The sequence below is a fragment of the Pseudomonas sp. B3(2017) genome (assembly GCF_002113595.1).
Taxonomy (GTDB): Bacteria; Pseudomonadota; Gammaproteobacteria; order Pseudomonadales; family Pseudomonadaceae; genus Aquipseudomonas; species Aquipseudomonas ekonensis.
In genome coordinates, this window is sequence record NZ_NEIU01000006.1 from 24,778 (window position 1) to 39,934 (window position 15,157).

The following is a 15,157-nucleotide window of genomic DNA, read 5'->3' on the forward strand; positions in this document are numbered from 1 at the left end:
CGGTCATGCCGAACAAAACAGCAGTGGTGACCGGCGGCAGCCGCGGCATCGGCCGGGCGATCGTCCTGGCCCTGGCCGGCGCGGGTTATCAGGTCGCGTTCAGTTACGTACGTGACGAAACGGCGGCGATGGAGCTGCGCGGGCAGCTCCAGGCCCAAGGCGTGGAGTGCCTGGCGCTGCAATGCGATGTCGCCAGCGCCGACAGCATCCGCGTCTTCTTCGAGCGGGTCGAGGCGCATTTCCAGCGCATCGACCTGTTGGTGAACAACGCCGGCATCACCCGCGACGGCCTGCTGGCGACAATGCCGGTCAAGGACATCGTCGAGGTGATCCAGACCAACCTCGTCGGCACCCTGCTGTGCTGTCAGCAGGTGGTGCCGGGCATGATGCGCCAGCGCGGCGGCTGCATCGTCAACATCGGTTCGGTGGCGGCGCAGAAGCCCGGCAAGGGCCAGAGCAACTACGCCGCCGCCAAGGGCGGGGTCGAAGCGCTGACCCGCGCCCTGGCGGTGGAGCTGTCGCCGCGCAACATCCGGGTGAACGCGGTGGCGCCGGGCATCGTCAAGACCGAAATGAGCACCGCGCTGATCGGCAGCCAAGAGGAGGAAATCCAGTCGCGGCTGCTGATCAAGCGTTACGCCGAACCTGAGGAGATCGCCGAGGCGGTGCTGTACCTCGCCGAGCGCGGCCTCTATTTGACCGGGGAGGTCCTGCCGGTCAACGGCGGGCTGAAGATGCCATGAACCGCACCATCCTGATCACCGGTGCCGCCAAGGGCATCGGCCGTGCCGTGGCCGAGGCCTTTGCCGCCGACGCCGGCAACCGTCTGATCCTGCTGGATCTGGATCTGCCGCAGTTGCAAGGCTGGCTCGATGCGCAGCCGCAGCGGATCCGGGCACAGGTCGAGACCCACCGGGCGGACATCGCCGACCTGCCGGCCATGGAAACGCTGTTCAAGGCCCTCGGCAAACAGGTCGCGCAGGTCGATGTGCTGGTCAACAGCGCGGGCATCTGCAACGAGAACGAACCCGATGACCTGCTCAACTGGCACCGGGTGATTTCGGTCAACCTCAACGGCACGTTCTACGTCACGTCGTTGTGCCTGCCGCTGATGCCCGACGGCGGCCGGATCATCAACATGTCGTCGATCCTCGGCCGCGCCGGCAAGGTGCGCAACACCGCGTACTGTGCCTCCAAGCACGGCATCGTCGGCATGACCAAGGCGCTGGCGCTGGATCTGGCGTCGCGCCGGATCACGGTCAACGCGATCCTGCCGGCGTGGATCGACACGCCGATGCTGCAGGGCGAGCTGGCGACGCAGGCGGCGATGGCCGGGCTGACCCAGGAGCAGATCCTGCGCAACGCGAAGAAGAAACTGCCGATGCGCCGTTTCATCGAGAGCGAAGAGGTGGCGGCCATGGTGAGCTACCTGGCGAGCCCGCAGGCGGGGGGCGTGACGGCCCAGAGCCTGGTGATCGACGGCGGCGTCGGGTTGGGAATGTAGCGATGCCCAGACTTCACATCAGCCGGGCCGCCTGGGCCGCCGTGGCCTGCCTGAACGCGGGGCCGGCGCTGGCCGGCCTCACGGCGCAGGATCTGCAGCCGGACTACGCCGACGCCGAGGTCGGCGTGGCGACCGCCGTGCGGTTGCACGGCGATGACCGGGTCACCCAGAAGGCCGTGTATTTCAAGGCCAACCTGGAGGACAACTGGGACGGCGGCTACTACAAGGCCAAGGGCCGCGTGCGCTATGACGCCCGCTACGACGGCAGCAACCCCTACGGCGAGCGGGCGCGGGACAAGTACCGCTTCGACGCCGACTGGCGGCACCTGTACGTCGGCCATTCGTTGGGCGACGGCGAGGTGACCGTCGGCTGGCAGCAGGTGGTCTGGGGCCGTGCCGATGAACTGCGGGTGCTCGACCAGATCAACCCGCTGGACTACCGCGACGGCCTGACGCCGCTGCTGGAGGACAGCCGCATCGCTGTGCCGATGGTGCGTTTCGCCCAGCCGGTGGGCGAGTGGGAACTGGAGGCGCTGTGGATCACCGGTTTCGAAAAGAACCGGCCGCCGGTGGCCGGCAGCGAGTTCGACGCGCCGCTGTTCGCCGTGCCGGACCCGCAGTATTTCCTGGTCGACTCCAAGCCCGGCTATGACGGTGACCAAGGCTTTTCCTACGGCCTGAGCGCCAACGGCCGGATCGGTGCGGTGGACACCAGTTTCGTCGCCCTCAACGCCCGCCAGCAAGATCCGGTGTACGCCGTCGAAGGCCTGGCCGAGGACGGCCGCACGCGTCTGGAACGGCGGTTCCCGCGCTACACCATGGGCGGTGCGGGGCTGGCGATCGATGCCGGCCACAGCATCGTGGTGCGCAGCGAAATCGCCTGGTTCGACCGCTGGCGGGTCACCAACCCGACCCGCGGCTACGGCGCCGACAGCACGCCGATGGTCAAGTCGCTGCTGGGCGTCGACTACCTGTTGCGCGACTGGCTGATCTCCGCGCAGTGGCAGCGTCAGCAATTGGTCGACTGGCAGGCCGGCATGGTGCAGGACAAGCTCGACCACCTGTTCACCCTGTCGGCCGAAGGCACCCACTGGCAGGACCGCCTCAAGAGCCGGCTGGTGGTCGCCGCGTCGCCACCGTTCCACGACGATGCGCTGCTGCAGGGCATCTTCACCTACAAGCCGGTGGACTGGATCAAGCTCGGGCTGGAAGTCGACGTGTTCTTCGGCAAGCCGGACCGCTCGTTCGGCGAGTACAGCGACCGCGATCAGGTGCGGCTGTCCGCCGGTTATCTGTTTTGACCCCATGACGCCTGCGTGCCCCGGCGTACAGGCCTGAAACGACTCAAACAACGAAAAGGGAAGCTCACATGTTGCCGTTACTGAAAACCATGACCGCCGCCGCGCTGATCCTCGGTGCCGCCTGCGCGAACGCCGCCGGCCAGAACGCCGACGACATCATCCAGAAGGTGCGCGACCGCAACGACGGCACCAGCTTCATGTCCCAGGTCTCGCTGATCCTGCACGACAAGAAGGGCAACACCCGGGTGCGGGAGTTCACCTACCTGCAGAAGGATTACCCGGACAGCGACAAATTCAGCATGTACTTCTCCGCGCCCACCGACGTGCGCGACGTGGCGTTCCACATCGAGAACCCCCACGAACCCCTGGGCCTGGAGGACAGCCAGTGGATGTACCTGCCGGTCAGCCGCCAGACCCGGCGCATCTCCACCACCGACAAGCGCGGCTCGTTCATGGGCAGCGAGTACTCCTATGCCGACCTCGACAAGATCCGGGTCAAGGACTACTCGCAGGTGCTGGTCGGCGAAGAGCAGGTCAAGGGCCGCGACTGCTACGTGATCGAACGCGAACCGGCCTCCCCGGAGGTGCTGGCCAAGACCGGCTACAACAAGCTCAAGGTGTGGATCGACAAGGGCAACTTCCTGGTCATGCGCCAGGACTTCTTCGACATCAAGGGCGTGCTGATCAAGCAGATGCGCACCCAGAAGGTCGAGACCATCGATTCGATCGACAGCATCGTGCTGAGCGAGACCGAGCACTTCATCGACGGCACCCGTTCGGAAATGCGCTTCAACCAGCTGCAGTACAACGTGCCGCTGGAAGACCGCCTGTTCACCCAGACCGCCATCAAGCGCGGCCTGAAGACCGGCGACCTGCCCGAGTTCGCCGTGTCCGCCCGCTAACCGGGCGCCGCCCCGAAGACCCTGGAACGCATGATCATGGAAAGATACCTGAACTTCGTCGAGCGCCATGCGCGGGCGATCGTTTTCCTGCTGGTGGCGATCACCGCGTATTTCACCTATTCGCTGGGTGCGCTGGTGTCCGACACCAACCCTTACTTGCTCAAGGACACCCACCCGGCGCGCAAGACCATCATCGACCTGCAAGGTGAGTTCACCGGCACGTTCGACTCGGTGATGGTGGCGCTGAACAACCCGCAGACGGTGTTCAACAAGGACACCCTCAACGCGCTGTTCTCGCTGTCGCAGTCGGTGCGCAAGATGATCCTGGCCAACGACGCCGACAAGGAACAGCTGGCGCAGATCGTCGCCGGCCATCCCGACGACAGCCGCGCGCAACTGCTGACCCGGGACATTCTGGAGGACGGCTTTTCCCAGAACGACTACGCCCAGGCCAAGGCCCTTCGCGACCATGCCCAGAGCGAGGGCTGGGATCCCCACGACCAGCTGTTCCTGACCTTCCTGGCCGAGCGGATCAACCCGATCCGCGAAATGGCGTCCATGGGCGATCTGGAGAACATCGTCCTGACCGACGGCGGCGAGCTGCTGATCCACAAGACGCTCAACGCCTATGACATGGATCCGGCGCTGGTCGAATCGCAGATCATGGGCAACGAGCTGATGGTCGACGGGGTGGTGTCCAAGGACAAGAAAGTCGCGATGCTGGTGGCCGAGCTCGGCACCAAGCAGGACGACGCCCAGGCCCAGCTGCGCGCCTACCAGATCGTGCGCGGCCTGGTCGCGCAGTACCAGGCCGAGCACCCGGCGTACAAGGACGAGATCTTCATCGCCGGGATGCCGATCTTCATCGCGGCCCAGCAGGAAATCATCGACCACGACCTGGCGGTGCTGTTCCCGATCGTGTTCCTGCTGATCACGCTGCTGCTGATCTTCTTCTTCCGCAAACCGCTGGGCGTGCTGCTGCCGCTGTTCAACATCCTGTTCTGCACCATCTGGACGCTGGGGCTGATGGCCCTGTGGCGGGTGCCGTTCGACCTGCTCACCAGCGTGTTGCCGGTGTTCCTGTTCACCATCTGCTGCTCGGACGCGATCCACGTCATGGCCGAGTACTACGAGCAGAAGAACGCGGGCAAGAGCAACCGCGAGGCCAACCGCCGCACGCAGCGGCTGATGGTGGTGCCGGTGGTGCTGACGACCGTGACGACCATCGCCACGTTCCTGATCTCCACCACCAACAACATCGTCAGCATCCGCAACTTCGGGGTGTTCATGTCCATCGGCCTGACGGCGGCGCTGATCATTTCGCTGCTGCTGATTCCGGCCTGGATCTCGATCTGGGGCAAGGATCCGACGGCGCAGGCCAAGGTGGCGGTGCACAAGGAATCGGTCATCTCGCGCTATCTGGTGGCGTTCTGCGCGTGGATGATCCGCTTCCGCAAACCGATCCTGGTGGTGCTCGTGCCGTTGCTGGCGCTGGCGACGGTGTTCACGTTCCGCGTCGACATCGAAGACTCCGGCATCGCCTACTTCAAGCCGGACAGCCACATCCGCATCTCCGACCAGTTCATCAACCACGCCAAGGTGGCGGGCACCGCGCCGGGCTGGATCGCCATCGACAGCAAGGAGCCCCGTGGCGTGCTGACCACCGAGACGGTGCAGTTCATCGACCGGCTCGACCGCTTCATCAAGCAGCAGCCGAACGTGAGCTACGGCTATTCGCTGGCCACCTACGTCAAGCGCATGAACCTGGTGCTCAACGACATGGACCCCGCGTACCTGCGGGTGCCGGAGGCGGTCGAGAAGGTGTCCTCGGTCAACGACGACGGGCAGGTCGAGCAGTTCGAGGTGACGGGCAACTCACTGATCGAGCAGCACGTGATGCTGTTCGAGAACGGCGGTGGCTCGGACCTGAACAACGTACTCAACGCCGACTTCTCCAAGGCGTTGACCCTGTACACCATGACCTCGTCCGTGGCCAGCGACTACCAGGGCATGCTGGACCGCCTCGACGCCTGGCTGCTGGTGAACAAGCCGGCCAACCTGGAAGTGACCCACGCCGGCACGCCGCTGATCTGGACCGGCGTGCTGCAGGAGATCACCCAGGGGCAGGTGCTGAGCTTTTCCCTGGCGCTGGTGGTGGTCACGCTGATGATGATGTACTGGCTCAAGTCCGTGCGTCTGGGCCTGCTCGGCATGCTCACGCTGCTGACCACGTCGGTGACGGTCTACGGCTTCATGTTCCTGTTCCACATCGAGCTGAACATCGGCACGACGCTGGTGACGTTCCTGGTGGTCGGCGTGGTCGACTACGCGGTGCACCTGCTGTCGCGGATCAAGCTGCTGGTGCAGGAGGGCGTCGAAGTCGATGCGGCGATTCTGCAGGCGATGCACAGCGTCGGCCGTTCGACGGTGATCAACGTGGTGATCTTCTCCGTCGGCTTCATGGCCCTGCTGTTCTCCGACTTCAAGCCGATCGTCGACCTGGGGGCGCTGGTGGCCATGGCGCTGTTCTCCAGCGGGGTCATGACCATCGTGCTGGTGACGCTGGTGTCGCCGTGGTTCTTCGGGGCGGTCGTTCCGCTGGCGCAGGTGGCCGACACACACTCTGCCGGTGGGGAACCGGCCATGAACTGATTCGGCGAAAACCGCTTCCACCGGCCCTGGTACGGCCTGCGGGAGCGGTCACCCGGTGCAGCAGGACATTCAGTTCAGTGTGTTGCCGGAGTTTTTTTCGCCTTGGCGGGCGATGCGCTCGAACTGACACTCTTGGCGCGCATCGCTGAGGTTGTTCTCAAAGGCTTCCAGGCCATCGTGCAACTGCCGCAATTCGCCGATCCGGGCCACCAGATCGGCTTTTTTTTCGGCGATCGCCTGCTGCGCCATGTCCCAGGGGAACACGTCGCCGCGGTAGCTGTTGAGGATCACCTGAAGTTCCTTGAGCTTGAAGCCCAATTGCTGGGCGCACTTGATGAACGTCAGCACCTCGACGCTCTCCTGGCTGTAGATCCGGTATTTGCCCTCACGCCTGGGCTCCGGCAACAGGCCGATCTCTTCGTAGTGGCGAATGCTTTTGACTGTGGTGCCCGACAGCTGGGCGGCTTTGCCGATATACATAAAGGTCCGTCTCGATGATCAAACAGGGCTGATGCGCGACCAGGCCTCATGCCTGACCGGGGGCGATCATACCGTGGATAACATGGAGAGGTTGCGGCTGCGTGCTTATGACGCGCGCAGCCGACCGACGGCCCCTTGCCGCAAAGAACCGCAAGGGACCGCAGAAGCGCTGACGGCGGTGCGCCGTCAGCGCAATGAAGGGAAATGCCTCAGCTGGCGGCGGCGGTCACGCGCGCCTGCTCCAGCCAGATGTCGCGCTGTTCCGGCTTCGAGCCGAGGATCGGGCCGAACGTCAGGGTCTTGATCGGTTTGATGCCGCAGAACTCCAGGGTGGTCTTGCGCATCTGGTGCAGGCCCGGCATGCGGTAGATCCACTTGTAGTACCAGGGCGGCGTGTCCATGGTCACCAACAGGTGCGCGGTGCGGCCCTTCAGCAGCTTGTCCGGGAAGGCCTTGCCTTTGCGGTACTTGAAGGCGAAGCCGGACAGCAGGATCCGGTCGAGGAAGCCTTTGAACAGCGCCGGGATCCCGCCCCACCAGATCGGGTACACGAAGGTCAGGTGCTCGGCCCAGGTGATGTCGGCCTGGGCCTGGAGCAGATCCGGCTCCAGGGGCTGGGGCTTGTTGTAGCCTTCGTGCAGCACCGGGTCGAAGTCCAGCGTGTCCAGGCGCAGCAGGCGCACGTCGTGGCCGGCCTCCTTGGCGGCCTGGACGTAGGTTTCGGTCAGGGCGCCGCAAAAGCTGTCGGTGGAAGGATGCCCCAGAATCACGAGCATTCGTTTGCGCATCATGTGTACTCCTGAAATGAAGCCCTCAGGATAGAGTCTGCCCCTAACGGTAGAGTCAAGGCGTTCCCGGCGTCAGCGCGTCCAGCAGGGCGCGGGCGTAGGCGGGCAGGTGGGCGAAGTCGCGGGCGCAGAGGTGGAGCTGGCGGTTGGCCCAGTCCTCGGACAGGGTGCGGTGGGCGATCCGTGGTTTTTGCGCGGAGCGCTCCAGCGCCGCCAGCGGCACGATGGCAAGGCCGGCACCGTGGGCGACCATGCGGATGACGGCGTCGAAACCCTCGGCGCGCATCCGGATCGCCATGCGCTGGCCGATGTGCAGCGCTTGTTCTTCCAGGTGGATCGCCAGTGCGCTGGCGGCGCCCAGGGCCACGTAGTCGTGGCTCAGGGTCTGGGCGAAGGTGAGCGAAGGCCGTTCGGCCAGGGCATGCCCCGGCGGCAGGATCAGCACCAGCGGATCGTCGCGGAAGAAGCGGATCTGCAAGCCTTCGCGGTCCACCGCATCCGAGACGATCCCCAGGTCCGCCGCCCCCTCGCGCAGGGCGTGGGTGATGCGCGCGCTGGGCAGTTCCTGCAGGTCGATGTCGAGGTTGGGGTGGCGGCCCAGGAAATCCGCCAGGGCTTCGGGCAGGTATTCGGTGATGGCCGTGGTGTTGCACAGCAGGCGGATCCGGCCTTTGACCCCATGGGCGTAGTCGGCCAGGTCCTGCTGCAGGCGTTCGGCCTGCTGCAGCAGGATCCGGGCGTGGTGCGCCAAGGCCTGGCCGGCCGGCGTCGGGGTGACGCCACGGCGGCCGCGCTGCAGCAGATCGGTGCCCAGCGACGCTTCCATGGCGCGGATCCGCGCGCTGGCGGCGGCCAGCGACAGGTGGCTGCGGTCGGCGCCTGCGGTGATGTTGCCGGCGTCGAGGGTGTGCAGGAAGAGGCGCAGGTCGGTGAAGTCGAAGTGCATCGGAGAGTCTCGGGCAGTGTGTCGTTTGCACTGGCCTTATCGCCAGCAGGCTGGCTCCCACAGGGATTGTGGTGTCCCCCGGAACGGTGGGAGCCGGCCTGCTGGCGATGGGGCCTGTGAGGTCGTCCTGTCTACCGCATCCCCCTGTGGGAGCGGGCTTGCCCGCGATGGGGCCAGTGGCCTCAGCATTATTCTCAGCCTCTTGGTTTGCAATAGGCTGCCTCAGTATATGGCAGATTTCCAAAACGTCCGGCCAGGCGCACAGTGGCGCCATGAACGCCTACCTCGATTTCTACCAGAACCTCGGCATTGTCCTGTCTTTGCTGGTCATCGCCACTTTCTTCCTCGCCGGCTCGGTCAAGGGCGTGATCGGCCTCGGCCTGCCCACGGTCGCCATGGGGCTGCTGGGTCTGGCTATGGCGCCGGCGCAGGCAGCGGCGCTGCTGATCGTCCCGGCGACCCTGACCAACCTCTGGCAACTGGCCTTCGGCGGCCACTTGCCTGGGCTTGTGAAGCGCCTGTGGCCGATGCTGCTGTCGATTTTCCTCGGCACCGGCGTCGGCACCCTGTGGCTCGGCATGGCGGGCGGGCATTGGGTCGTGCGCGGGCTCGGCGCGGCGTTGCTGCTGTATGCGCTGTACGGGTTGTGGCTGCCGGCCTTGCGGGTCAATCGTCGGTATGAGCCCTGGCTTGGTCCGGTGTGCGGCGCCGTGACTGGGGTCATCACCTCGGCCACCGGCGTGTTCGTGATCCCGGCGGTGCCTTACCTGCAAGCGTTGGGCTTGAGCCGTGATGAGCTGGTGCAGGCGCTGGGCCTGTCCTTCACCGTGTCGACCCTGGCCTTGGCTGGCGGCCTGCTGTGGCGCGGCGCCCTGGGCGGTGCGGAATTCGGCGCCTCTTGGCTGGCGCTGGTGCCGGCGATGCTCGGCATGGGGTTCGGCCAATGGCTGCGCCGACGGATCAGCGCCACCTTGTTCAAGCGGGTGTTCTTCATCGGTCTGGGCGCGCTCGGCGCCCATCTGCTGGTCAGCGGCTAGCCGACGAGGCGCTGAGCATCTCGATCGGGCGGATGTCGAAATCCCGCTCCAGGTATTCCATGCGCTGCGCCAGGAACTGCTGCATGTGCGGCAGGTTCGAGTGCACGTCCAGGTGCGCCTGGGATTCCCAGATCTCGTAGAAGATGAACAGGGTCGGATCGTGCTTGTCGCGCAGCATGTGGTACTCGATGCAGCCCGGTTCGGCGCGGCTCGGCTCGACGTGGGCGCGGAAGAATGCCTCGAAGGCCTCGGCTTTTTCCGGGCGGGTCTTGGCGTGCAGGATGAAGCCTTGGCGTTCGCTCATCGTTCGGTTCCTCAAGTTGAAGTGGCGGCCAATGCTGCGGCACGAATCGTTGGGTGATTCGTGATTTTCAGTCAAATGTCATTTGCGCAACCGCTGCTTATTCCGCGCGGGGCGGACCGTTAACCTGCCGCCATTCCTTCACTTCCCTTCTCCATCCGGCGAGTGCGCCGGGCATTGGAATCCATTCGAGGCTGACCCATGAAAAAAGTACTGTTGCTCAACGGCGGCAAAAAATTCGCCCACTCCGACGGCCGCTACAACGCCACCCTGCACGAGGCGGCGCTCGCCGTGCTCGATCGCGGCGGTCTCGACGTCAAGACCACCTTCATCGACGAGGGCTACGACGTGGCCGAAGAGGTGGCCAAGTTCCTCTGGGCCGACGTGATCATCTATCAGATGCCGGGCTGGTGGATGGGCGCGCCGTGGACGGTGAAGAAGTACGTCGACGAAGTGTTCACCGCCGGCCACGGCAGCCTCTACGCCAGCGACGGCCGCACCCGTTCCGACGCCTCGCAGAAGTACGGCAGCGGCGGCCTGATCCACGGCAAGCAGTACATGCTGTCGCTGACCTGGAACGCGCCGCAGCAGGCCTTCGAGGATCCGACCGACTTCTTCGAGGCCAAGGGCGTGGACGCCGTCTACTTCCCGTTCCACAAGGCCAACCAGTTCCTGGGCATGACCGGCCTGCCGACGTTCCTGTGCGTGGACGTGATGAAGCGCCCGAACATCGAGGCCGACGTGGTGCGCTACGAGCAGCACCTGAAAGAGGTGTTTGGCCTCAAGGCTTGAGGCTCGGCTACTATCGCAGGCCTGAGCCTGAGGTGCAGGCCTGCCGATTCGAGGACACCCGTGAAAGCCAGATCCGATGAGTTGCAGATTTTCGTCTGTGTGATCGAGTGCGGTTCGATCTCCGCCGCCGCCGAGCAGGTCGGCCAGACGCCGTCGGCGGTCAGCCGCACCCTGTCGCGGCTGGAGGCCAAGCTCGAAACGACGCTGATCAACCGCACCACCCGGCGTATGGACCTGACCGAAGAGGGCAAGTACTTCTTCGCGCAGGCCAAGCGCATCCTCGACCAGATGGACGAGCTGGAAGAGCGGCTCATTTCCCGCCACCAGACCCCGTCCGGGCGGCTGCGGATCAATGCCGCCTCGCCGTTCATGCTGCACGCGGTGGTGCCGTACGTCGACGAGTTCCGCCGTCTCTACCCGGACATCCTGCTGGAGCTCAACAGCAACGACCTGATCATCGACCTGCTGGAGCAAAGCACCGACATCGCCATCCGCATCGGCACCCTGGCCGACTCGACGCTGCACGCCCGGTCGCTCGGCTGCAGCCCGCTGCTGATCGTCGCCAGCCCGGCATACCTGGCCGCCCACGGCACCCCCGCCGAAGTGGCCGACCTGAGCCGGCACGTCTTGCTCGGCTTCACCCAGAACGAAGGCCTCAACCAGTGGCCGCTGCGCCACGTGCACGGCGACCGCTGGCCGGTCACCCCGGCCATCGGCGCCTCCAGCGGCGAGACCGTGCGTCACCTGGCGTTGGAAGGGCAGGGCATCGCTTGCCTCTCGCACTTCATGACCATCGACGACATCCGCTCCGGGCGCCTCAAGGTGGTGCTGGCGCAATTCAACAGCGGATACCGGCAGCCGATCAACGCCGTGTACTACCGCAACTCGCAGCTGGCGCTGCGGATCCAGTGCTTCCTGGATTTCATCCAGGGCAAGCTGGCGACCTACGCCAATGCGGACTTCAAGGGCTGAGCATTCTTTTGCTCACAGAAAAACCTGTGGGAGCGAGCCTGCTCGCGATGGCGTAGTGTCAGTCGATGCCAATGTCGAATGACAGACCGCAATCGCGAGCAGGCTCGCTCCTACACGTTTTTGTGTGTCTTGAATCGCGCAAACCTTTGGAAACAAAAGACTTCGGGCCGCATTTAAATTTTAGGTCGCGTTTTGCGGGCGCTCCGCACAATTGCGGCTAGGCTGATTCCCGGACACGCAGATTCGATACTGCCGGTTCAGCACCCACTTGATGTCAGGCATGAGGCCGTGTGAGTGGGTTACCTCCCGTGGGTTTTTTTCTACAAAAGGAATTGGCGATGACCATGCGCACTCATGATGCCCTCCCCTAAAGGCATGTCCCGGCGAACGTAACCGCTTCGCCGCCTCACTTGTTAACGACCCACGGCCACTGACGGCCGGAATCCGCCATGGGCCCGGGCAACAGATGCCTGGCGCACGGGCGCGCTCATCCATGAAGTCGGCAATAACAGGGAACAGTCATGCTCATTCTAGGGATCACCAACAACGATCTGTCGGGCGCTTGCCTGGTGCGCGACGGTCAGATTCTGTCTGCGGTCAGCGAAGAACGCTTCACCCGGATCAAGGACCACAAGGTCTGGCCCGCCCAGTCCATCGAATTCGTGCTGAGCCAGGCCGGGGTCTCGCTGGAGGATCTCGACCATGTGGCGTACGGATGGAACGCCGGCTTCAACGCCGACAAGCACATGGAGCTGTACTTCGACCGCATCGTCGAGGAGGCGCGGAACAATCCCGAGGGCCTTGCACAGTTCCGCAAGCGCGTCACCGACGAGATCCGCAACGATAAGGAAAAGCGCGCCGAGTTCGACCGGTTCATCGCGGACAACGGCCTGGCCGGCAAGGCCTACTTCATTGACCACCATGAATGCCATGCCCTGGGTGCCTATGTCTGCTCGCCGTTCGACGAGGCGCTGACCCTGACCTGCGACGGGCGCGGCGACTTCCAGTCCCTCACCGTGAGCTGGTACGGCCCCAACGAAACCACCGTGCTGCAGCGCGAGACCAGCATCGACAGCCTGGGCTATTTCTACGGGCGCATCACCCGCCTGCTGGGTTACAAGCCCAACCGGCACGAGGGCAAGATCACTGGCCTTGCCGCATTCGGCGATCCGCAAAAGCTGCTGGGCGTGATGCAGCAGATGATCCGGTTCGAAGACGGGCGCATCAAGGCGGTGTGCGGCGACCTGTTCCTGCCGTCCTACGACCACTACGCCGACAGCCTGCAGGCCCTGCTGGCCGATGAGACCCCTGAGGACATCGCGGCGGCCGCTCAGCGCCACACCGAAGACCTGCTGGTGGCGACCGTCAGCCATCACCTGGCGCAACGGGGCAGCGCCGCCCTGTGCCTGGCCGGCGGCGTGTTCGGCAACGTGAAGCTCAACCAGCGCCTGCGCGAGATCCCCGGCGTGACGGACGTCTACGTGCTGCCGTGCATGGGCGACGGCGGCCTGGCCCTGGCGGCGGCGGTCGGCGCGGCGTACCTGGAGAACGGCACCCGCTTCTGGGCCCCGTCGATGATGCTCGGGCCGGATTCGCGCAGCGTGTCGCAGAACATCAACCTGATCCACCGCGACTACCCCGAGCTCGGCTACCACACGCCGTCGAACCTCATCGAGGTGCTCACCGAGGCGTTGCAGGAAAACCAGGTGCTGGGCATGTTCAAGGGCAAGATGGAGTTCGGCCCGCGTTCGCTGTGCAACCGCAGCATTGTCTACCACGCCCAGGATGCCGAGGTGAACGACTGGCTGAACAAACGCATGCACCGCACCGAGTTCATGCCGTTCGGCCCGGTCACCGCCATCGAACAGGCGGCGGCCTGCTACGTCGGCTGGGAGGAAAGCCAGGTGGCGGCGGACACCATGACCATGACCTACGATTGCCACCCGACGTTTCGCGAGGCGAGCCCGGCGGTGGTGCACATCGACGGCACCGCCCGGCCGCAGGTCATCCGTCCGCAGGCTGATCCGTTCATGCATCGCCTGCTGACCGCCTGGCACGAAAAGACCGGCCAGGCCGCGTTGATCAATACCTCGTTCAACCGCCATGAGGAACCCATCGTCTGCACGTCCCGGGATGCCCTGGATGCGTTGAAGGAGGGGATGGTGGACCTGGTGGTGATGAGCGAATCGCTGATCGTCTGGCGCAAGGGCAAGAACCCTTTCACCCAGCACCGTTTCGAATAGACGCAAGACCGACAGCAGGGCTCCGCCGGAGCCCTGACCGGAGGCAAGTCCTATGGATGACGAATGTATCTGATCTTTTTCGGTTTCTTTGCGGCGGAAGGGATCATCTATCCGTTCTGGCCGACTTGGCTGGACTCGCTGGGCTTCAGCGCCAGCCAGATCGGCCTGCTGATCGCGGCGGTGTACTGGCCGCAGGTGGTGACCGGCGTGCTGATCACCTACGTGGCCGATTGGCGCGTGGACCAACTGCGCCTGGCCGCCGCGCTCGGTTTCTCGGCGGCGCTGTGCACGCTGCTGTTCCATTTCATGCCGGCGCACCTGTGGGGATTCGTGTGCCTGAGCATCCTGTTCGGCGGCCTGTGGATGGTGGTGCTGCCGCTGTCCGAGTCCTACCTGCTCAAGCGCGACAAGCAGGCGTTGCAGAACTACGGCTGGGTGCGGGCGGTGGGGTCGTCGGCGTTCATCCTGACGTCGACCCTCGGCGGCCTGCTGTTCGCGCACCAAGGCCAGTCCTGGGTGCCGCTGGTGATCGCGGCGAGCATGGCCTTCACCGGGGTGGCCTGCCTGTGGCTCAAGCATCGGGTGCCGCGCACGCCGCCGGCGCCGGCCGGGCGCCCCCCCAAGCGTCCGGACTGGACAGCGCTGTTCGCCCACAAGCCGCTGCTGATCGCGATTGCGGCGGCCAGCTGCATTCAATTGAGCCACACCCTGTACTTTTCCACCGCCTCGATCGGCTGGGGCGTGAAGGGGTATTCCGCGAGCTGGATCGGCGCGTTCTGGGCGTTGGCGGTGCTGGCGGAAATCACCTACTTCGCGTTCTCCAACAAGGTCCTGGCGCACTGGCCGGCGCTGCCGGTGGTGATGGTCTCCAGCGTCTGCGCCGCCGTGCGCTGGGCGTTCTTCTCCGACAGCGACGCGCTGGCGCTGATCGTGCTGGGGCAATGCCTGCACGCCCTGAGTTTCGCCGCCTACCATTCGGCGATCATGCGCCTGATCCGCGATCACGCGCCGCAGGACATCCAGGTCTTCACCCAAGGCGTCTACTATTCGCTGGCTGTCGCGTTGCCCATGGGGCTGGCCACGCCGTTCGCCGGCTACCTGTACGAGATGCTGCCGCAGTGGTCCTATCGCGTCATGGCCCTGTTCGCCCTGGCCGGCACGGCGCTGGCCTTCATCGCCCACCAGAAAATGCGAAGTTCAACGGATGACACCAAGAACGTTTACAGCCGTCTGCTTTGA

General features: G+C 64.9%; 14 protein-coding genes. 10 read left to right on the forward strand and 4 right to left on the reverse strand.

The genetic code is table 11. From position 1 onward, the window contains the following. Window positions 1–5 precede the first annotated feature (5 nt). The 5 genes from CAG33_RS10585 to CAG33_RS10605 all read left to right on the forward strand — a co-directional run bounded on the left by CAG33_RS10585 (window position 6) and on the right by CAG33_RS10605 (window position 6,359). Window positions 6–743, forward strand: coding sequence for a 3-oxoacyl-ACP reductase family protein (locus CAG33_RS10585; RefSeq protein WP_085638310.1), 738 nt, complete (start codon window positions 6–8; stop codon window positions 741–743). Then, on the forward strand, window positions 740–1,504 hold the full coding sequence (locus tag CAG33_RS10590; RefSeq protein WP_085638313.1) for an SDR family NAD(P)-dependent oxidoreductase: 765 nt from the start codon (window positions 740–742) through the stop codon (window positions 1,502–1,504). The genes CAG33_RS10585 and CAG33_RS10590 overlap by 4 nt, the downstream gene beginning before the upstream one ends. Window positions 1,505–1,506: 2 nt before the next feature. Next, on the forward strand, window positions 1,507–2,805 hold the full coding sequence (locus CAG33_RS10595; RefSeq protein WP_085578339.1) for a DUF1302 family protein: 1,299 nt from the start codon (window positions 1,507–1,509) through the stop codon (window positions 2,803–2,805). Window positions 2,806–2,873: 68 nt separating this feature from the next. After that, window positions 2,874–3,707 (forward strand): outer membrane lipoprotein-sorting protein, encoded by an 834-nt coding sequence (locus tag CAG33_RS10600; RefSeq protein WP_085578341.1) that lies wholly within the window; start codon window positions 2,874–2,876, stop codon window positions 3,705–3,707. 36 nt (window positions 3,708–3,743) lie between these two features. After that, entirely contained in the window at window positions 3,744–6,359 is a 2,616-nt protein-coding gene (locus CAG33_RS10605) for an RND family transporter (RefSeq protein WP_085638530.1), read from the forward strand. 69 nt (window positions 6,360–6,428) lie between these two features. Here CAG33_RS10605 and CAG33_RS10610 read toward each other — a convergent pair whose 3' ends face one another. The 3 genes from CAG33_RS10610 to CAG33_RS10620 form a co-directional block, all read right to left on the reverse strand. Next, a complete protein-coding gene (locus CAG33_RS10610; RefSeq protein WP_085578343.1) occupies window positions 6,429–6,839 on the reverse strand; it encodes a MerR family transcriptional regulator in 411 nt (136 codons plus the stop codon). Window positions 6,840–7,048: 209 nt separating this feature from the next. After that, a complete protein-coding gene (locus CAG33_RS10615) occupies window positions 7,049–7,630 on the reverse strand; it encodes an NAD(P)H-dependent oxidoreductase (RefSeq protein ID WP_170929982.1) in 582 nt (193 codons plus the stop codon). A gap of 52 nt (window positions 7,631–7,682) precedes the next feature. Next, the gene (locus tag CAG33_RS10620; protein WP_085638316.1) at window positions 7,683–8,573 is read right to left on the reverse strand and encodes a LysR family transcriptional regulator; all 891 of its coding nucleotides are present in this window, start codon (window positions 8,571–8,573) and stop codon (window positions 7,683–7,685) included. 272 nt (window positions 8,574–8,845) lie between these two features. On the opposite strand from CAG33_RS10620, the gene CAG33_RS10625 reads away from it, so the two are divergent. Beyond that, entirely contained in the window at window positions 8,846–9,610 is a 765-nt protein-coding gene (locus tag CAG33_RS10625) for a sulfite exporter TauE/SafE family protein (RefSeq protein WP_085633626.1), read from the forward strand. Here the strand turns inward: CAG33_RS10625 and CAG33_RS10630 are convergent. Then, window positions 9,600–9,914 carry a putative quinol monooxygenase gene (locus tag CAG33_RS10630; protein ID WP_085578349.1) on the reverse strand — a complete coding sequence of 105 codons (315 nt, stop codon included), beginning with the start codon at window positions 9,912–9,914 and terminating at the stop codon, window positions 9,600–9,602. The two genes, CAG33_RS10625 and CAG33_RS10630, sit on opposite strands and share 11 nt — an antisense overlap. A 198-nt stretch (window positions 9,915–10,112) precedes the next feature. On the opposite strand from CAG33_RS10630, the gene CAG33_RS10635 reads away from it, so the two are divergent. The 4 genes from CAG33_RS10635 (at window position 10,113) to CAG33_RS10650 (ending at window position 15,157) form a co-directional block, all read left to right on the forward strand. Continuing rightward, complete coding sequence (locus CAG33_RS10635; protein ID WP_085578351.1) at window positions 10,113–10,703, forward strand: NAD(P)H-dependent oxidoreductase; 591 nt, start codon at window positions 10,113–10,115, stop codon at window positions 10,701–10,703. Between the two features lie 60 nt (window positions 10,704–10,763). After that, window positions 10,764–11,675 carry a LysR family transcriptional regulator gene (locus CAG33_RS10640; protein WP_085633624.1) on the forward strand — a complete coding sequence of 304 codons (912 nt, stop codon included), beginning with the start codon at window positions 10,764–10,766 and terminating at the stop codon, window positions 11,673–11,675. A 521-nt stretch (window positions 11,676–12,196) separates the two neighbouring features. After that, window positions 12,197–13,918, forward strand: a complete 1,722-nt coding sequence (locus CAG33_RS10645) for a carbamoyltransferase C-terminal domain-containing protein (RefSeq protein ID WP_085638319.1) — start codon at window positions 12,197–12,199, stop codon at window positions 13,916–13,918. 63 nt (window positions 13,919–13,981) lie between these two features. Further along, a complete protein-coding gene (locus CAG33_RS10650; protein ID WP_085638322.1) occupies window positions 13,982–15,157 on the forward strand; it encodes an MFS transporter in 1,176 nt (391 codons plus the stop codon).